At 41.4% G+C, this 19,292-nt stretch carries 14 protein-coding genes; 4 read left to right on the forward strand and 10 right to left on the reverse strand.

Going from position 1 to position 19,292, the window contains the following annotated elements:
- Positions 1-158: 158 nt before the first annotated feature.
- Both BPR_RS14425 and BPR_RS20020 read right to left on the reverse strand, forming a co-directional pair.
- Complete coding sequence (locus BPR_RS14425) at positions 159-1,331, reverse strand: toxic anion resistance protein (RefSeq protein ID WP_013282227.1); 1,173 nt, start codon at positions 1,329-1,331, stop codon at positions 159-161.
- A gap of 26 nt (positions 1,332-1,357) precedes the next feature.
- A complete protein-coding gene (locus BPR_RS20020) occupies positions 1,358-2,566 on the reverse strand; it encodes a 5-bromo-4-chloroindolyl phosphate hydrolysis family protein (protein ID WP_013282228.1) in 1,209 nt (402 codons plus the stop codon).
- 218 nt (positions 2,567-2,784) lie between these two features.
- On the opposite strand from BPR_RS20020, the gene BPR_RS14435 reads away from it, so the two are divergent.
- Positions 2,785-3,696: an AraC family transcriptional regulator gene (locus tag BPR_RS14435; protein ID WP_013282229.1), complete on the forward strand. Its 912-nt coding sequence runs from the start codon at positions 2,785-2,787 to the stop codon at positions 3,694-3,696.
- 134 nt (positions 3,697-3,830) lie between these two features.
- Here BPR_RS14435 and BPR_RS14440 read toward each other — a convergent pair whose 3' ends face one another.
- Both BPR_RS14440 and BPR_RS14445 read right to left on the reverse strand, forming a co-directional pair.
- A complete protein-coding gene (locus BPR_RS14440) occupies positions 3,831-6,311 on the reverse strand; it encodes a glycogen/starch/alpha-glucan phosphorylase (RefSeq protein WP_013282230.1) in 2,481 nt (826 codons plus the stop codon).
- 158 nt (positions 6,312-6,469) lie between these two features.
- Entirely contained in the window at positions 6,470-7,300 is an 831-nt protein-coding gene (locus BPR_RS14445; protein ID WP_013282231.1) for an AraC family transcriptional regulator, read from the reverse strand.
- Between the two features lie 248 nt (positions 7,301-7,548).
- Here BPR_RS14445 and BPR_RS14450 point away from each other — a divergent pair, with 248 nt between their 5' ends.
- The gene (locus tag BPR_RS14450; protein WP_013280040.1) at positions 7,549-8,667 is read left to right on the forward strand and encodes an IS110 family RNA-guided transposase; all 1,119 of its coding nucleotides are present in this window, start codon (positions 7,549-7,551) and stop codon (positions 8,665-8,667) included.
- 574 nt (positions 8,668-9,241) lie between these two features.
- Positions 9,242-10,624: a hypothetical protein gene (locus BPR_RS14455; RefSeq protein WP_042257177.1), complete on the forward strand. Its 1,383-nt coding sequence runs from the start codon at positions 9,242-9,244 to the stop codon at positions 10,622-10,624.
- 172 nt (positions 10,625-10,796) lie between these two features.
- On the opposite strand, the gene BPR_RS14460 is transcribed toward BPR_RS14455, so the two are convergent.
- From BPR_RS14460 to BPR_RS14475, 5 genes are all read right to left on the reverse strand, one after another.
- The gene (locus tag BPR_RS14460; RefSeq protein WP_042257180.1) at positions 10,797-11,021 is read right to left on the reverse strand and encodes a hypothetical protein; all 225 of its coding nucleotides are present in this window, start codon (positions 11,019-11,021) and stop codon (positions 10,797-10,799) included.
- 1 nt (position 11,022) lies between these two features.
- Complete coding sequence (locus BPR_RS20025) at positions 11,023-11,652, reverse strand: helix-turn-helix domain-containing protein (RefSeq protein ID WP_013282233.1); 630 nt, start codon at positions 11,650-11,652, stop codon at positions 11,023-11,025.
- Between the two features lie 162 nt (positions 11,653-11,814).
- The gene (gene ileS, locus BPR_RS14470; RefSeq protein ID WP_013282234.1) at positions 11,815-15,006 is read right to left on the reverse strand and encodes an isoleucine--tRNA ligase; all 3,192 of its coding nucleotides are present in this window, start codon (positions 15,004-15,006) and stop codon (positions 11,815-11,817) included.
- 160 nt (positions 15,007-15,166) lie between these two features.
- On the reverse strand, positions 15,167-15,298 hold the full coding sequence (locus BPR_RS21495) for a hypothetical protein (RefSeq protein ID WP_275450169.1): 132 nt from the start codon (positions 15,296-15,298) through the stop codon (positions 15,167-15,169).
- A gap of 113 nt (positions 15,299-15,411) precedes the next feature.
- The gene (locus tag BPR_RS14475; RefSeq protein WP_013282235.1) at positions 15,412-16,101 is read right to left on the reverse strand and encodes an MIP/aquaporin family protein; all 690 of its coding nucleotides are present in this window, start codon (positions 16,099-16,101) and stop codon (positions 15,412-15,414) included.
- Between the two features lie 327 nt (positions 16,102-16,428).
- On the opposite strand from BPR_RS14475, the gene BPR_RS14480 reads away from it, so the two are divergent.
- A complete protein-coding gene (locus tag BPR_RS14480; RefSeq protein WP_013282236.1) occupies positions 16,429-17,988 on the forward strand; it encodes a glycoside hydrolase family 28 protein in 1,560 nt (519 codons plus the stop codon).
- A 165-nt stretch (positions 17,989-18,153) separates the two neighbouring features.
- On the opposite strand, the gene BPR_RS14485 is transcribed toward BPR_RS14480, so the two are convergent.
- Entirely contained in the window at positions 18,154-19,272 is a 1,119-nt protein-coding gene (locus BPR_RS14485) for a threonine aldolase family protein (protein WP_013282237.1), read from the reverse strand.
- Positions 19,273-19,292 lie beyond the last annotated feature (20 nt).

A 19,292-nucleotide genomic window follows, 5' to 3' on the forward strand; every position in this document is an offset into this window, starting at 1 on the left:
ATATATTTAAGATGCAAATATTTAAATACCACTTTGTTCATATTACCTGTCAAAATGTTAACTGTTAATAATTAGTTAAAAAATCCCGGGTATAGTCAAAAGCCATATACCCGGGTCATTTTGTTCATATGTAAATATAAGTCTGTAAAACAGATGAATTACTGCTTAGCAGCCTGAAGAAGCTTATCCTTGAGCTGATTCTCGATCTGTGAAAGCTCAGCTTCTGCCTCACGACGCTTAGCCTTACCTTCTGTCTGGATCTTGAGAACCTCATCAAGAGTTGTGATAAGAGACTCATTTGTATGCTTGAGAGTTTCGATATCAACAATTCCTCTCTCTGCCTCTTTAGCGCTCTCGATAGTTGCAACCTTGAGTGCATCTGCATTTGCCTTGAGTAATTTATTAGTCATATCGTTAACTTCTCTCTCTGCCTGAGCAGCCTGTGTTGAATGTTCGATACCGATAGCAATAACCATCTGGTTCTTCCAAAGAGGAATAGTATTAACGATAGTTGACTGAATCTTCTCAGCCATTACTGTGTCTGAGCTCTGTACCATACGGATCTGTGGGCCGGTCTGCATAGCAATAGTTCTTGTAAGCTCGAGGTCATAGATCTTCTTCTCAAATCTGTCGCACTTGTTTGCGAAATCCTTAGCCTTCTCGGCATCCTCAGGAAGTCCTGATTCCTCAGCCTTCTTCTGAAGTTCTACAAGTGTAGTACTACGCTCCTGTTCAAGTCTCTTCTTACCTGCAAGGATGTACATTGTAAGCTCCTTGTAGTAGTTGAGGTTGAGGTCATACATTCTGTCGAGAAGCTCTACGTCCTTCATCAGTGTTACCTGATGTCTCTCAAGCTCATTAGAAATAGTCTCAACGTTTGTCTCAACCTTGTTGTACTTGGCCTTCATGCCCTCAATCTTGTTGGCACCTCTCTTGAAGAGAGCCTTAAGTCCCTTCTCATCCTCAGCGATGTCAAAGCTCTTGAGCTGTGTAACGAGATCAGTGATCATATCACCAACCTGTCCCATATCCTTGGTACGTACATTATCTATAGCTTTCTCAGAGAAATCTGCAAGCTTCTTCTGTGTACCAACACCATAGTTCATGATACCTGTTGTGTTGCTGATATCAATCTGCTTGCTGAAATCATCAACCTGTTTAAGTTCCTCAGCTGATAACTGCGCTTCCATTGCAAGGTTGCCGTTGTCCTTGGCTTTCTCAGGCTCTGCCTGAACTGCTTCCTGTGCAGGTGCCTCTGCTGTAGCTGCCTCTGCCCCAAAAGAAAGTGAAGGTGCAGCTGGTGCTGCATCAAAGTTTAACTCATCTCCCATTACAAAAATCCTCCTAAAAACTTAATTTATTTATCAAACTCAAGAACTGCACCCTGCTGTGCCTGAGCCATCATCCCTCCTGCAGCTGAAACCTGCATTCCGTCATCTGTAAGTCCATCCTGTGCCATCATTGTCTTCATGACTGAAATATCTGATGAGATATCCCAGGCCATATCCTGGAAAAGGCTGTCAAGAAGCTTCTCAAAAGCTTCATTGATCGTATCCATAACTTCATCAATCTCTTTTTTGGTCTGCTGAACATTCTCACCCTGAACCGCCTGCTTATCAAGTTCCACATAAGCAGCAAGAAGTTTCTTGGTTGTAGGCAGATAGTAGTTCATCAGTTTATGAAGATCATCTGCTGTATCAGGCTCTTTTTTAACCTGCTCAAAAATCTTGTTCATAAGGCTCTCGAGTTTATAGAGCTTATTAGACATTTCCTCTGTGTCAGGGATAACATCATTTATCTGTCTGACAAAAACAATATACTCTCTTCCTTCATCCAAAATGCTCTGAACCTTGTCAGGCGCCTTGGCAGGAGTAGCAGACCTTGTGAGTTCCTCAACCTGAGCATCTCTTTCCTCTCTAGCCATTCTGTCGCGCTCTGCTCCAAGATAGAGCTGATATGCAGCATCTGTTATCATAAAAGTAGAGTTCGTAGCGTCAAATTTACCTCTTGGAAGATAGTCCATAGCAACCATATCCTTGAGATTCTTGTACACTTTCTCATCAGATTCGAGAGCCGCAGCAGCAAGATCACTTACCTTAAAATATTCTGCATTCTTGAGAATATTACCATATTTGTGCATTGCCTTCGCCAGTTTGAATTTCTTAAGACCTCTGAATCCCCATAAACCTGTTGCAATCGTAATTGCAAGCATCGTTATTATCAAAGGCATCAGATGAGAAAAAAGACATCCAAAAAACGCCCAGAAAAAGCAAAAAGAAAGTGATGTTCCAATTATTCCCTCGACCAGTCCGTTATATTTGCTGATCCTCTTGGCCAAAAATGGAAATGTGTGAACAGCATTAGCGCCATTGTTACGGACTATATGTACCGTTCTGTCCTGATTGATACCACTGGCATAAGTCGTCTTGCGCTCAATACTGACTGACTTGACTGTTCTACTGATCTCTCCGGCCAGCTTACTGTAATCATTGGTATCTATGGCCTTAGTCACACTCTTTAATATATCGTTACCCGCATTTAAAAGTTCCTGCGTATTCTTATCCACAACCTGCCTCCCGGATTTCATAACAATCCGATTTCTACTACTCTAATTTACAAAACATGCAAGTCCATTTTACAGTAAGTCTACCTAAAATACAATTTTAATGAGGGATTTGTTTCATTTTTTCTAATTAGTTTCCTTGCCTATACATTAGTTAAATTGTTAATATGAAAATATAATATGAATTTATCTGGATTACATTAAGAAACGGAAAAAGATATATGGAAAAAGCCTACAAACTCCTCTTTAATACGGAGGAATCAGATGATCTGTATGTTTACTGCTGCGGCCTGTCCCAGACAGAACCCGGACACAGCTTTGGGCCTGCCCTTAAGCCTCATTATATGATTCACTATATTCTCAGCGGAAAAGGCTCATTTACTATCGGTGGCCAAAAATATCCGCTGACTGAAAAATATGGTTTCCTTATTGTACCTGATGAGCTGGCCTACTATGTTGCAGATGAAAAAGATCCCTGGACCTACGTATGGATTGGCTTTGGCGGAAATCGTGCCAAAGAAATAGTCTCTCAGCTTGGCCTTTCTCTACAGCAGCCTATATTTATGAGTGATAAATCCAAGGACATTTACGGTCTTGTCAAAGATATGATGGATCACAATACCTTTAGTGTAGAGGATTCACTTCGCAGAAATGGACTTTTATCTCTCTTTTTGTCTGTTATTGCGTCAGGACTCTCTGTCACTCCCAGAAGTGATTCCAGCAGCGATAACAACTATGTTCACAAGGCTCAGGCCTTTGTACGCAGCAACTACTATAATCCGATCAAGGTTACTGATATTGCTGATTATGTCTGCATCAACAGAAGCTATCTCTATACCTTGTTTCAGGAAAACCTTGGTATATCACCTCAACAATACCTTTCAAGCTATCGAATTGCCAAGGCTTCAGAGCTATTGCAGTTAACGGATCTTCCAATTGAATCCATATCTATATCCTGCGGCTATTCAGACCCTCTTGTTTTCTCCAAGGCCTTCAAACAGGAAAAAGGTATGTCCCCCTCCAAGTTCCGTAAGAGCCTTCCTAAGAGTGGAAATACCGCAGGCGCTGAACATTTAAAGCAGGTGGAAAAGCTTATAGAAAAGCATCATCTTGATTCAAATGATCCTAACTAAAATTATTACAAAAAAGTCTAAAAGGGATTGCCGCATTTTATTGCTGACAATCCCTTTTTTCATTTCTTGTTCATATTCATATTACATGATATACATTTATATCACATGATAGACGAATTGCATCATGAGAAAAATCATTTTGCTTCCACATTCAGCTTATCAAGATGCCATACTTCATCAACATATTCCTGAATTGTACGGTCTGATGAGAACTTGCCACAGCAAGCTGTGTTCATCAGCGCCATCTTAGCCCAGCGCTTCTTATCAGCATACGCATCTGATATCTTCTTCTGAGCTTCCAGATAAGATTCGAAATCCTTGAGGATGAAGTACTGATCTGCCCTGTTGCCGCCAACCTTGTTAAGGAGACAGTTGTAAAGAGGTCTGAACAGTTCTTTATCCTTGGAGAAAGTGCCATCTACAAGCATATCGAGAGCCTTCTTAACATTAGGATCGCTGTTATAAATATCCATTGGATTGTAATTTCCGTTTTTCTCGTACTCCATTACTTCCTGTGATGACAAACCAAAGATAAACGCATTCTCTTCGCCAACTTCATTGACGATTTCCACGTTAGCACCATCCATTGTTCCGATAGTTACAGCGCCGTTTAGCATCATCTTCATATTACCTGTTCCGGATGCCTCTTTACTTGCTGTAGATATCTGCTCGGAAACGTCCGCTGCAGCAAATATAAGCTCAGCATTAGATACTCTGTAATCCTCTATGAAGACTACCTTGATCTTGCCCTTGATATCAGGGTCATTGTTGATAACCTCAGCAACAGAGTTGATGAGCTTGATCGTCAGCTTAGCTGTGAGGTATCCTGCTGCCGCCTTGGCACCAAAAATATAAGTCTTAGGATAGAAGTCCTTGTTTGGATGGGACTTGATATCGTGATACTTGTACATTACTGTCAGGATGTTAAGGAGCTGTCTCTTGTACTCATGAAGTCTCTTGACCTGAACATCAAATATAGACTTAGGATCAACTTTAACTCCGTTATGCTCCAGAATATACTCAGCAAGCCTCTGCTTGTTCTTGAGCTTAATGTCCATGAACTCAGCCTGTGCTTTCTTGTCATTAACGAAGTCTTTGAGCTTGTCCATCTGTGAGAGGTCAGTGATCCAGTCATCACCAATTTTCTCTGTAACCCAGTCAGCCAGAAGCGGATTGGCGTGCATAAGGAATCTTCTCTGAGTGATTCCATTAGTCTTATTGTTGAACTTCTCAGGCATCATCTCATAGAAATCCTTAAGTTCTCTCTGTTTGAGGATTTCTGTATGAAGCTTGGCAACACCATTTACTGAATGACCGCCAACGATTGCCAGATGAGCCATCTTGACCTGATTATCATAAAGGATAGCCATACTACGGATCTTGGCCTGCACATCAATACCTGCGGAACCTGAATATGTACGCATGATCTGGTCAACAAATCTTCTGTTGATCTCATCAACAATCTGATAAATTCTGGGAAGAAGCCTCTGGAAAAGATCTACCGGCCACTTCTCAAGAGCCTCTGACATGATAGTGTGGTTAGTATAACAACATGTCTTAGTTGTTACATCCCAGGCATCATCCCATGACAGATAGTAATCATCCATGAGAATTCTCATAAGCTCAGCAACTGCAACTGTCGGGTGCGTATCATTGAGCTGGAATACAGTCTTCTCGTAGAGTTTTCTTATATCGTCATGATTTCTCAAATACCTCTGAACAGCAGTCTGAACAGAAGCTGAAATAAAGAAATACTGCTGTTTGAGTCGCAGCTCTTTACCAGCAATGTGGTTATCATTAGGATAAAGGACTTCACAGAGCTGGCTTGCGAGGTTCTCCTGCTCAACCGCCTTCTGATAATCTCCCTTATCAAAAGAGTCAAGCTGGAAGCACTGTATCGGCTCGGCATCCCAAATTCTGAGTGTATCTACAACTCCGTTACCATATCCTATTACAGGCAGATCATAAGGAACAGCTCTAACAACCTGATAGCCTTCCTGTCTGAAGATTGTTCTGCCATATTCATCTGTAAACATATTTACGTAGCCGCCAAATTTAACCTCTTTGGCAAGCTCACTTCTTCTAAGTTCGAAGGGGTTACCATTTTCAAGCCATGTATCAGGAACTTCTACCTGATAACCATCCTTTATCTGCTGACGGAACATTCCATATTTGTATCTGATTCCGCAGCCATAAGCCATATATCCGAGAGTGGCAAGTGAATCAAGAAAGCACGCCGCTAATCTTCCAAGACCACCATTTCCAAGAGCAGGATCCGGTTCCTGATCTTCAACAAGGTTAACATCAAGTCCCAGTTCATCAAGTGCCTCTTTTACCGGCTTATAAGCCTGAAGGTTGATGAGGTTGTTACCGAATGCTCTACCCATGAGGAATTCCATAGACATATAGTAAACAATCTTGGGGTCCTGCTCTGCTGCTGCCTTCTGTGTTGTCATCCAGTGATCTACTATTGCATCTTTTATCGCGTATGCTGCTGCCTGGTAGATTTCCTGAGGAGTAGCCTCTTCCATCGTTTTCCTGTAAAGGGTCTTAACGTTGTAAAGGACACTTCTCTTGAATAGGTCTTTGTCAAAAGATAACGGTTTTTTCTTCATAAAGCCTCCTCATAATGCATGTTTGATACTTATCATTATAACAAAAACTAAGCAAATATGCAGTTTTATGCCATCAAAACTCGTACGTCTATATTTTACCGCAAATTCGTACAGTCTTTTATTAAATATCCATAAACATAGCTTGCTCTTAGCAGCAATCAATCCTTTTTAAGAGGCACCCATATGTACACTGACATTTCATCTGAGCCCTCTTCTGGAGGAAGATATACTTCAATGTCATATTCTCCAAGCAGTGAATACCCATTTAATGCAGGCAGCCACTCTGACCAAATCTTAGTGTTTGTTTCCTGTAGAGTACTCATTGTGCAAGGAAACTGTGCCCATAAGCTTCCTGGGATACATCTGGTCTCACACCCTTCTGGGATATCTTCCCAAGGAAAATAGAGATCTGCGATCCAGTAGTCAAAGTCCTTACCTCTCATATCAATGCATACTCCAAAAGTACCTTTAATAGAACGATTCTCTCCCTGTGCCAGCCACTCGTCCCAAAACTTTGGAATTTCCTGGTAACTCGTTTCAGAATTAAATGGTCTCTTTACTCCAACAATAGTAAACGGTGCTTTTTCAACTATACGATAATCCAACATGGTTCCACCCTCCATCGTGATTCTAATATGTAACGGAGCAAAAGAACGAAGTGCAGCTCCAGGCTCTCGTGCCTGAGACGGCGTAATTCCATGGAACTTTTGAAAAGCTTTTGCGAAGCTATCCGGTGAATCGTAGCCATACTTAATAGCAACATCTATCACCTTTATATCCTTACTTGTAAGTTCCTGAGCAGCCAGCGTCATTCTGCGCGCACGAATATATTCACCGACTGTTACACCGCAAAGAGCTCCAAATATGCGTTGATAATAAAAGGGTGACAGCGCCGCTTTATCTGCTATAGCTTCTATATCCAGTTCATCCGTAAGATTTTGCTCTATGAAGTCTATTGATTCCTGGAATCCTTCTATCCAACCCTGCATCTAACTTGCTCCTTTCTCTTGCTATATCTCATTATAGCATCCATATTATTATACCCCCGACATTTCGTGCGCTCTTTGGCAGGTAATATTATATTTCACTAATCTGATTGCATTAACGAATATACATTTCAAAATTGACTAGACAATATGTAATGACCTCCACTATGTAGCAACGTGGATTTACCTGTATACTAAAGATGTTGAGTCAATGGTAACAGGGATTACCGCATACAAAGGGAGGTCACTAAATGAATAATATCACAGTTTACGTAGGAATGGATGTACATAAGGAAAGTTTTACTCTCTGCGATTATTTAATCGAAACAGAGAAGGCGTCTCATACAAGGCGCACCCACGCTGATTACAAGGAAGTCCTAAAATATCTGGAATTCCTTAGAACCATCTACGGAAATGATACAAACTTTATATGCGGTTATGAAGCCGGATGTCTCGGCTATACTTTATATCATCAGTTAACTAATCATAACGTTAACTGTGTGATACTTGCACCAACCACTATGCTTGAACCGCGTAGTGGCAAAAGAATTAAAACTGATAAACGTGATGCTGAATTGATTGGCAAATGTCTGGCTCAGCACAATTACAGTCCTGTTCATGTTCCTACTTCTACAGATGAAGAAACAAAAGAGTTTCTCCGTATGAGAGATGATCATAAGCTTGCACTCAAGAAAGTGAAGCAACAAATACTTTCGTTTTGTCTTCGCCACGACTATCGCTATGAAGGAAAAAGTCACTGGACAGAAGCTCATGTGAACTGGTTAAAATCATTAAAGCCTGAGGCACTGTATAAAGAAATACTCGATGAATATCTGCTGACCTACATAAACTTGAGAGATAAGCTTGAACGTTTAGACAAGCGAATAGAAGAACTTGCTTTAAAAGATGAATACAGAGAGCCTGTTAAAAAACTCTGCTGTTTCATCGGGGTTCAAACTCACACAGCACTATCTGTATTGGTTGAAGTAGGTGATTTCAAACGTTTTGCATCAGCCAATCAGTTTGCTGCATATCTTGGACTTGTGCCTGGTGAAGAATCCAGTGGTGATGAAAAGTCAAGGCTTGGAATCACAAAAGCCGGAAATCGTCATGTTAGACAGCTTCTTATAGAATCATCCCAGTCATACAGCAAAGGACAAATCGGACATAAATCAAAAGCACTTAAATCCCGTCAGATTGGCAACTCACCTCAAGTCATTGCATATGCTGATAAAGCTAATGAAAGGCTAAGACGCAAGTTTTACAAAATGGTTCTTGGTAAAAGCAAGAAACACAATGTGGCTAAAACTGCAATAGCAAGAGAACTTGCCTGCTTCATGTGGGGCATGATAACCGATAATATAGCATGATCAGGTATAACATCGCGCCTCCGATATCAAGGCCAAGCCGCCGTGGGCGGTGCTTCGCAGCCTTGACATCTTCACCCCGCTGTTATAGCGGGTAATCAAGCAGATGTAAGATGGCTTACGCCATTTACATCTGGCCACCAACAAGTACCAACTGAAGACATCTTGAAAGGGCTTCGGCCATTTCAAGGTTAGAGCTATCTACGATAAAACTATGTTGGCACAGAGAAATTTGTGATCCACGCAACTAGACGGTAGAGCTCACGGCGGACCATTGACCTGTCGGTAACCAATCCACGTATATCAGAGTGGCCAATGCCGGGAACTGATACCCCGAGGCTCTTTCAAGGTGCCTTCAGCAACAATTAAATATGTTTGTGGTGATTCCAGTCATTTTTTGCTTGACAGGAGGTCATTACATATCAGTTTTTATACTTTTTTTAGAGTTTCTTTCTTGGCATTTTATTGGTCAGGTATACAATACGTACTTGTCAGCGCCGTGGAGGCGCGATAGTTATTGGTAAAAAGTGTGTTATTAAATATTTTCTTAATTTTTTATTCAAGGAGGAATCATCCAATGTACAAGAAGGTTCTCGCAACAATCACAGCAACACTTATGGTAATCACAATGGCAATGGCTCCAGCTACAACTGCTTTTGCTACAGACGGATTTGTTCCAGATCCAAACGCATTAATTACTACAACAACATACGGCGATACAACTGATGCTACAGATAATAGCACTGCTATTTCAGCTGGTACAAATGAGGTAATTCTTGTAGAAGGAGATGTTGATGCAACTGGTCAGAACAGTACTGGTGTGCAAGCTACAGATAACGCAATTGTATATGTAAAGGGCGATGTTGATGGTACTGCTAACGATGTTGTTACCGATGGAGATGCAACAGTTGTTATCGACGGAAATGGTGTTGATAAAACAAGCGTTGATGTCAAGATTACCCCTGATAATGACAATCATAAGGGCGACGTTGCTGTAATGGGAACTGTAACCAATGATATCGGTGCAGCTATTCAGATAGATACAGGAAACAATACTTACAGCAGTTTAGATGATATATTAGATGATATTCCAGACATTTCCGTATATAAAGTTGATGGACAGATTGTATCTTCATCTGGAGAAAGTGCAAGTGAAGCACTTAATGAAGCGGTAATGAATGCCATAAACTACTTCGTATTATCCGATTTTGCTGGATATAGCCTAAGCTTCCAGAATGATGGACATGATCATTCAAAGAGCTTTAGAGGTGTTGGTGAGGCTCCGACAGTTAGACTTAATGATACCTTCTATTTGTATACCAGCTATACTGAAGGCCAGATAATTGATGCTGGTGAGAATGTAGCACTCGTACGTGATAGCGGAAATGGTAGTTATGAATTTAGAGTGATTACTCCTGGTGGTGGAATCTTACTCAAAAAGATATTCCATATTGTTCCTACATCATACGATAACGAAGGAAATGTTGAAACATACAAGGTTGTAGTTCCTGAGAACACAAGCTCAATCGTAACTGATGCTTCATCAGAAAGCACAGTAGTTAATACTGGATACTTTGCAATTGTTGATACTCGTTCTGCTGCAGATGCACCAGCAGCCATTGCAGCTATTAGCGGTGACAAGCCAGCACACACTGTTTCACTTACAATGTCAACAATGACTCCTAGCCAGTATCAGGCAGCCGTTGTTAATCACGTTGGAAATACTCCTGCTGGCGGTGCATTCAATATCGAAACAGATACAATTTCATGTTTTGATAGAACTATGATAAGTGCAATCGCATCTCGTCCTGATATCGATGTAAACGTAGTATTTACATATCAGGGCAAAAAAATGAAAGTTACTATTCCAGCAGGCTACGATGTTAATAAACTTCTTGATGAGAATGGATACTGTGGATTCTTAAGGCTTATGTCAATCCTTGGCGGAACAACTCTTTAATTTGATATATCCATAACCTATATTTAAAACAACGGCTTCGGCGAATCATTTCTCGCCGAAGCCGTTTTGCACATTTCTCTTTAACATAAAGTCACAAATTATGACTTCACCACTTTAAGTTCAGAAGTCAATTCTATCCATAGAAAATAGCATGAGGATAACAAGGAAGTTTTCACCCTTCGCCAAATGAATCATCTATATATTCATAGATTATATTCCTAGTTACATCCTTTGCTATCCTATCTCCAATCTCATGGTCATGTTTCTGTAAATTATATATTTCTGTAAAATGCTCTTTTCTGACAACTACTATTGGATCCTGACAGAACAACGTACCTTCCCTATCAAATGTACATATTTCATATCCCAACAATTTCTTTTTTACATTACAAGCCATATTACTCCCATGCAGGAATCATCATCATTTTCTTAGTGTTCCAAATTGATTCCAAAAGATTTTTATTATCTTTATACCAAGCCTCTATAACAGGGCGAACGTACTTGGAAAAGTTGCCGCTGATAACTCCACTACGTATGTCTAGTTTTCCAAGAACATCATCGTCGATATAATTCACGTCAACAAATGGCTCTCCCTCGAAGTTTGAATTCATAAACACCTCAATGTCACAAAACTCTGCAATCTTAACCATAGACTTAGCTTTAGCCGTCTCACAATAACGAGATTTTCTCTCACTAATCTTACGCGCATATTCCATCACATGGGCTCTATCAACAAAGTTCATATCATTAAAAATCTCAATCAATTCGCGTTCTTCAGTTCCAGTAGGAATTACCATGTAGTCTATATTACGACCTCTATCACTATCTTCCGTAACTCCTGAAAGCAAGTATTCTGGTGTAACATCAAGGGCTGCACAAATTGACATAATCTTATCTGATCCTGGATTAGTATTCTTCTTGCGCCAGTCGCTAATAGTAGTTGTTGCTATACCTGTTCTATCTGAAAACTCCTTCTGCGTCATATGTTTCTCTTCTAATAGATAAAAAATCCTTTGTCCAATCGTCATTGTACACCCTCCATTAATATCGTTAATTACGGATATTCTATCATGCCCGACCTCTTCCTTCAATCTTTTTTACCCATATAAAAAGAGTGAAATAACAATTTAGTTATCTCACTCTTCTTTTCACAAATATTATTTGTTTTTCTTATTACAAGTCAGTTCTTATCAGACCTTCTCAACACCGATAGTAACTTTCTCGCCGTTGATATCCCACTCTTTAGCATTAGCTACATCAGAGCCGTATACGATTTCGTTAGCAAGAACCTTGGTTGAGATGCTGTCTGCATGTGCCTTAACGATCTCAGCAAGCTTGTCATTACCATTAAGAGATACCTTAATGTGATCCATAACTTCGAAGCCGGAATCCTTACGCATTGTCTGAACCTTACTGATAACCTCAAGGACAAAGCCTTCTCTTACGAGTTCATCTGAGAGGTTAGTATCAAGAACAACTGTGATTCCCCAGTTCTCCTGTGATACAAAGCCTTCCTTCTGAGCCATCTCAATAAGAAGATCTTCCTTAACAAGCTCTACATCTACATCATTTACATTGAACTTGATTGAACCGTTTGTATTGAGCTCATCCATTGTAGCGTTTCCATCAAGAGTCTCAAGGTAAGCCTTGATAGCTCCGATGTTCTTGCCATACTTAGGTCCAAGAGTCTTGAGCTGTGGCTTGAAGGTGTAGCTTGTAAAGTCACGAACATCATCTGTGAATGCTACATTCTTGACATTAAGCTCTTCTCTGATGATATCAGTGTAGAACTCACCTACAGTCTGCTCTGCCTTGACATACATCTGTCCGATAGGCTGACGGTTCTTGATGTTAGCTGCATTTCTTGCAGCACGGCCGAGTACTACGATATCAAGAACTTCTTCCATATCTTTTTCAAGCTTAGTATCGATAAGGCTCTCGTCTACAGCAGGGAAGTCGCAGAGGTGAATTGACTCTGGAGCATCCTTAAAGCTGTTGCGAACAAGGTTCTGATAGACTTCTTCTGTCATGAATGGAACCATAGGTGCTGCTGCCTTACATACAGTAACAAGTGCTGTATAAAGAGTCATATAAGCAGAAATCTTATCCTGTTCCATTCCCTTAGCCCAGAATCTCTCACGGGATCTGCGGACATACCAGTTAGACATCTCATCAACAAAGTTATCAAGTGCCTTACCAGCCTCAGGAATTCTGTAATTTGCAAGGTTCTCATCAACAGCCTTAACGCAGCTGTTAAGCTTGGAGAGAAGCCACTTATCCATTACTGTAAGCTTATCCAGCTCAAGCTTGTAGTTAGCAGCATCAAATCCGTCGATATTAGCATAAAGTGTAAAGAATGCATATGTGTTCCAAAGTGTACCAAGGAACTTACGCTGTCCTTCCATAACTGCATCACCTGAGAAACGGCTAGGAAGCCAAGGTGCTGAGTTTGTATAGAAGTACCATCTGATAGCGTCTGCGCCATATTTTTCAAGCGCGTCGAAAGGATCAACTGCGTTGCCCTTGGACTTACTCATCTTCTGTCCGTTCTCATCCTGCACAAGGCCGAGTACTATAACATTTTTAAATGCAGGCTTATTGAAAAGAAGTGTTGCCTCTGCGTGAAGTGAATAGAACCATCCTCTTGTCTGGTCTACAGCTTCTGAAATGAACTCTGCAGGGAACTGCTTCTCAAAGAGTTCTTTGTTTTCAAATGGGTAGTGAAGCTGAGCAAATGGCATTGCTCCTGAATCGAACCAGCAGTCAATAACCTCTTTAACTCTGTGCATCTTCTTGCCACACTTAGGACAAGTAATCTCAAACTTATCGATATAAGGTCTGTGAAGCTCACATGTCTCTGCGCTAGGATCGCCTGAAAGCTCAGCAAGCTCTTTTCTGGAACCAACAGAGAGCTGATGTCCACAGTCATCGCACTCCCAGATATTAAGAGGTGTTCCCCAATATCTGTCACGGGAGATACCCCAGTCCTGAATATTCTCAAGCCAGTCGCCGAAACGTCCCTTACCGATTGACTCAGGAACCCAGTTGATCTCCTTATTGTTGCGGATAAGGTCATCCTTAACCTCTGTAACCTTGATAAACCATGATGAACGAGCATAGTAAATAAGAGGTGTTGAACATCTCCAGCAGTGTGGATAGTCGTGCTCCATCTTAGGTGCGCCAAAGAGAAGTCCTCTCTTATCAAGATCCTTTAATACCTCTGGATCTGCACTGATTGCACCCTCATCCATCTCCTTCTGTGTAGGCTTGCATCTCATGCCTGCAAATGGAGTCTCAGGCTTGAGCTTACCTTCTGAATCAACCATCTGTACAAGAGGAGCGTCATACTTGCGTCCTACTCTAGCGTCGTCTTCACCGAATGCAGGAGCGATGTGTACGATACCTGTACCATCTGTCATAGTTACATAGTTATCGCAGTAGATAAAGAAGCACTTCTTGTGCTGTTTCTCAGCCTCGTCAGCTGCGCACTGATAAAGTGGCTCATACTCTTTGTACTCAAGATCTGTACCAACATATGTCTCAAGAACTTCATAGGCAGCCTGTCCCTCTTCCTTGGCAAGTGAACCAAGAACGTTATCAGCAAGTGCCTGTGCAAGATAATAAACATTTCCGTCAGCTGCCTTAACCTTGACATATTTCTCATCAGGGTTTACGCAAAGGCCGATATTTGAAGGAAGTGTCCAAGGTGTTGTTGTCCATGCGAGGAAATATGCATCCTCATCCTTAACCTTGAAACGAACGAGAGCTGAACGCTCTTTTAAAGTCTTATATCCCTGTGCTACCTCGTGTGATGAAAGAGGTGTTCCACAACGTGGGCAGTAAGGAACTACCTTAAATCCCTTATAAAGAAGGCCCTTCTTCCAGATTTCGTTAAGAGCCCACCACTCTGACTCAATGAAGTTGTCGTCATATGTGATGTATGGGTGCTCCATATCAGCCCAGAAACCAACTGTGCCGGAGAAGTCTTCCCACATTCCCTTATATTTCCAAACGGATTCCTTACACTTTTTGATGAAAGGCTCCATTCCGTATTCTTCAATCTGCTCCTTACCATCAAGGCCAAGCATCTTCTCTACTTCAAGCTCAACAGGAAGACCATGTGTATCCCAACCAGCCTTACGAGGAACTGTGTATCCCTTCATTGTACGGTATCTTGGAATCATATCCTTGATAGCACGTGTAAGAACGTGTCCGATATGTGGCTTACCATTAGCTGTTGGCGGGCCATCATAGAACATATACATGTCACCCTTGCTGCGGGTATCAACACTCTTCTGGAATATGTTTTCATTTTTCCAGAATTCTTCAATCTTCTTTTCTCTGCCGACAAAATTCATGTCAGTTTCGACTTTGTTATACATATTGAGCTCCTTTCTTAATAAAGAAAGCTCCCGTCCTTTGTAAAAAGGACGAGAGCAAATTAATCTAATCTCGTTATACCACCTGTTTACACATACGCGCCCTCGGACATCCCTCAGGTTGAATACGTTTCCCGTTAACGCCAGGATTCACGGCAAAAATCTACAGGATTTCGACTAATACCTTTCGATTCTGCAGCTCAGAAGTGATTTTCGAATAGCATCTACTTGCACCGGACTCGCACCAACCGCCGGCTCTCTGAAGGCTTCGCTTACTACCTACTGTCTTCGTCATTGCTTTTGTCTATTATGGACACATTCTACTATTAATTATTTTTTTATGCAAGATAAAAAATTTCCCGGCTGCATTTTTACACAACCGGGAAATGCTCATTTCATATTTTTTTATTACTTCTCTTCTAATGCCTTATACACAAATGCTGCACATGCTGCTCCAACAAGTGGTCCAACAATGAACACCCAGAGAGCTGCAAGTGGTTCTGTATTTCCTGTAAATGCTGCAACGAGAGCCGGGCCGAAGCTTCTTGCAGGGTTTACTGATGTTCCTGTAAGGCCAATACCGAGAATATGAACAACTACCAGCGTAAGACCAATTACAAGTCCGCCAAAAGAGCCATGATTTGCCTTCTTGGAAGTAACCCCAAGAATTGCAGTTACAAAAATATATGTAAGAATAATCTCAACTATAAGACCTGCAACAGGGTTTCCACCTACGCCTGCAAGGCCGTTTGATCCAAATCCGCCTGTCTTGTCTTCAACACCGCCGAGGCCAAAGATAAGAGCCAGAATTCCGGCGCCTGCAAAAGCACCAATACACTGAGAGATTACATAACCAACAAATTCGCTCACTTCCATTCCACCGCTAATCAGCACTCCAAGTGAAACAGCAGGGTTAATATGACATCCTGAGATATTACCGATAGAATAAGCCATTGCAACTATTGTCAGACCAAATGCAAGCGCTGTCAAAAGATATCCTGAACCGCTTGCCGCATCGCATCCAACCAGCATAGCTGTTCCGCATCCAAGAACCACAAGTGTTGCTGTACCAATACATTCTGCTAAATATTTCTTCATACCACGCCTCCTGAAATTTGTTATTGATGCATGTGCATCTTTATGTTGTCACCCCTATTTCCGACAACATTTTTTCGTACATAAATATTATAATCTTTCCCATATAAAAGTGTTAGTCTTTTTGCTGATTTTCACCTTTGTTTTGCACAATTTGGATTGCATATCTTTAACAGGTGATCATAGTTGAATATGCATGAATTTGTAGCGTTTTTTATTTGAAGACCTTGCATAGAACTTGTATGATTTACCTATAACAGATGCAAATAAATCTGCCGTTCACTATAGTAGAATTATTAACTATTTTCTCTTTGTAATATGGAGGTTACTATGATGGATTTTGATTTTCTACTGGACTATAGAGCAACTGACTCTGAGGCTGAAGTGTTCTGGGATATGCCTCTTGACGCTGATCTTAGCTGCAGATATCTTTGCCTTATTAATGGCTCTTTATATAAAGAAATAACTAAAACTCACATTTCTCTCACTGATCTTACTCCTGACACAGCTCTGGACGTCGAGATCAGGATCATATATCCGGAAGGACATGTAAATGGCTCTGAGCCTGTATGTCTTGGCCGCATTACTGTTCGAACAGGTAAAGTCAAAAGAAAAATCGACGTAACCACGTCACCTTATAATGCCCTAGGCGATGGCAAAACGCTCAATACCGCTGCGCTTCAGAAGGCCCTTGATGACTGTGATGAGAATTCAATTGTCTTTTTCCCAAAAGGAACATATTTAACAGGCGCTCTTAATGTCCATTCAAACTCAGAAATTTACCTGGAGGAAGGAGCTCTTTTGCAGGGAACAGAAGATCCCGCTGATTATCTTCCAAAGATTCACAGTCGCTTTGAAGGCTATGAAATGGAGTGCTATAGAAGTTTGCTGAATTTGGGCGAGCTTGATCATAGTTCAGGTTTTAACTGTGAAAATGTGATCATCCGAGGAGAAGGATCCATTATGGGCGGCGGTGCTGCGCTTGCCAAGTCTATTGCGAGAATCGAAGGTGAACGCCTCAGGGACTATATTGCTTCTCTTGGAGATAAGATAAAAGAGTATGAGAAGCCGGAAACTATCGCCAGCAGATTCAGAGGCCGTCTCATCAACATGAGTAACTGTCAGAATATCTGGATCCATGGTCTGACACTTGGATTTGCACCTTCATGGAATATTCACTTTATTTACTCAGACCAGATTGTAACCGATCACTGCACATTAAAATCTGAAGGAGTATGGAATGGTGATGGCTGGGACCCGGACTCTTCTACTAATTCAACGCTTTATGCCTGTGATTTCTATACAGAGGATGACTCTGTAGCCATCAAATCAGGCAAGAATCCTGAGGGAAATGTGATAAACAGGCCAACCAAACACATAAGAGTATTTGACAGCGTTACACATTTCGGACATGGCCTATGTATTGGAAGTGAAATGTCAGGTGGTGTTGAGGACGTCCGTTTGTGGGACTGCCAAATGGGACCTACGTGGTCAGGTATTGAGATAAAGGCAACCAAGAAACGCGGCGGTTATGTCAGAAATATCCTAGTCCGTGATATCACTGCTTCACATATACAGATGCACTCTGTTGGTTATAACGATGACGGTGAGGGTTCCAAGGTTCCTCCAATTCTTGGGGATTGCAGGTTTGAACGAATGCACCTGCTGGGAAGGTACCTTGACAACAATGCAGGTCATAACGAATGGCATGACTGTCCTTCAATACTCCTGTGCGGCTTTGATGTTCCGGGATATGAAATCAAAAATGTAGAATTCAAAGATATAGAAATGGAAGAACCCGCAGAAGGAATTGAGGATATCCATATAGAGTATTGCACAAACATCACATATGAGAATATGAAAATTGTTCCACGTACTGAATGCTACTGATTGAGAAATCGAGTAGGCTGATTCCTACTCGATTCTGCACACGAACATTCCGCACTTAGTGCTCCATGTTCTTACGACCGGCAAATGAATTTGTATGCAAGCATACATTCGCTTGCCGGTCTTGTTATTGAAATTCGAAAATGACTTGAACCGCACATATGAGTATTACAGAAAACTCATAAGTGTATCAATATCTTCTCTGGTCGTAGCCCAGTCTGTTGCAAGCCTGATAACTGTATGTGTATCATCAAACTTCTCCCAGAAGCCATATCTTACATGTTCAGACAGCTCCTGAAGTCTGTTATTCTCCATAACTATGAACTGCTGATTAGTTGGCGAATCAATATATATCTGATAGCCCTTTTCTTCAAGCCCCTTCCTCAGAAGCTCTGCCATTTCGATTGCATTTGCGCTGATATCAAAATAGAGATTATCTGTAAAAAGAGTGTCAAACATAAGTCCCAGAAGCCATCCCTTTGCAAGAAGTGCTCCGTGCTGCTTGATGATTGGCACAGGATGTCTGGTAGGGACTTTATGTGGAAACACGACTGCTTCTCCAAAGAGTGCTCCCACCTTAGTGCCTCCAATATAGAAAACATCTACAAGCCTTGCTATATCTTCAATTGTTACGTCAGTTCTTTTACTCATAAGACCATATCCAAGTCTCGCGCCATCAAGGAAAAGTGGAATATCATATTCCTTGCATACTTTGGACAGTTCTTCAAGTTCAGCTTTTGAATAAAGTGTACCATACTCAGTTGGATGAGAGATGTACACTGCACCCGGAAATACCATGTGCTCGTGATTATCATCTGCGTAGAAGTCATCAATCAGCTTTTTGACCTCTGCTGCACTTATCTTGCCTACCTGATCAGAATAAACAGCTCGGTGAGAGCCACTCGCAGCAGAACCGGACTCATCACTTTCTGCTGATCCTGTGCTTTTTCTTGGAAGACTTGGAACAGTTAACACCTTGTGGCCTGAAAATTCAATGGCACCTGCTTCATGAGCTGCAACATGTCCTGTCTGCGCAGCCACAACTCCCTCGTAGGGCTCAAGGAGCATATCTATTATGGTCTGATTAGTCTGTGTTCCTCCAACAAGGAAAAAGACATCCGCCTCCGGAGCTGCGCAGACCTTCCTGATCTTATCTGCAGCACTTTTGCAGTAATCATCTGTTCCATATCCATCTATCTGCTCGTAGTTGGTTTCTGTCAGTCTCTGAAGAATCCTGGGATGAGCGCCCTTTGTATAATCACTTGAAAAAGATATCTTTCCTGCCATGACGTTTCCCTTCTGTGTTT

It is taken from the genome of Butyrivibrio proteoclasticus B316 (assembly GCF_000145035.1).
Taxonomy (GTDB): domain Bacteria; phylum Bacillota; class Clostridia; order Lachnospirales; family Lachnospiraceae; genus Butyrivibrio; species Butyrivibrio proteoclasticus.

What these genes read in the sequence shown, in the direction of transcription:
- BPR_RS14455 (WP_042257177.1), top strand. Translation starts at nt 9,242, where the DNA reads ATGTACAAGAAGGTTCTCGCAACAATCACAGCAACACTTATGGTAATC.
- BPR_RS14435 (WP_013282229.1), top strand. Translation starts at nt 2,785, where the DNA reads ATGGAAAAAGCCTACAAACTCCTCTTTAATACGGAGGAATCAGATGAT.
- BPR_RS14425 (WP_013282227.1), bottom strand. Translation starts at nt 1,331, where the DNA reads ATGGGAGATGAGTTAAACTTTGATGCAGCACCAGCTGCACCTTCACTT.
- BPR_RS14445 (WP_013282231.1), bottom strand. Translation starts at nt 7,300, where the DNA reads ATGCAGGGTTGGATAGAAGGATTCCAGGAATCAATAGACTTCATAGAG.
- BPR_RS20025 (WP_013282233.1), bottom strand. Translation starts at nt 11,652, where the DNA reads ATGACGATTGGACAAAGGATTTTTTATCTATTAGAAGAGAAACATATG.
- BPR_RS14480 (WP_013282236.1), top strand. Translation starts at nt 16,429, where the DNA reads ATGATGGATTTTGATTTTCTACTGGACTATAGAGCAACTGACTCTGAG.
- BPR_RS14440 (WP_013282230.1), bottom strand. Translation starts at nt 6,311, where the DNA reads ATGAAGAAAAAACCGTTATCTTTTGACAAAGACCTATTCAAGAGAAGT.
- BPR_RS21495 (WP_275450169.1), bottom strand. Translation starts at nt 15,298, where the DNA reads ATGACGAAGACAGTAGGTAGTAAGCGAAGCCTTCAGAGAGCCGGCGGT.
- BPR_RS14450 (WP_013280040.1), top strand. Translation starts at nt 7,549, where the DNA reads ATGAATAATATCACAGTTTACGTAGGAATGGATGTACATAAGGAAAGT.
- BPR_RS14475 (WP_013282235.1), bottom strand. Translation starts at nt 16,101, where the DNA reads ATGAAGAAATATTTAGCAGAATGTATTGGTACAGCAACACTTGTGGTT.
- ileS (WP_013282234.1), bottom strand. Translation starts at nt 15,006, where the DNA reads ATGTATAACAAAGTCGAAACTGACATGAATTTTGTCGGCAGAGAAAAG.
- BPR_RS14460 (WP_042257180.1), bottom strand. Translation starts at nt 11,021, where the DNA reads ATGGCTTGTAATGTAAAAAAGAAATTGTTGGGATATGAAATATGTACA.
- BPR_RS14485 (WP_013282237.1), bottom strand. Translation starts at nt 19,272, where the DNA reads ATGGCAGGAAAGATATCTTTTTCAAGTGATTATACAAAGGGCGCTCAT.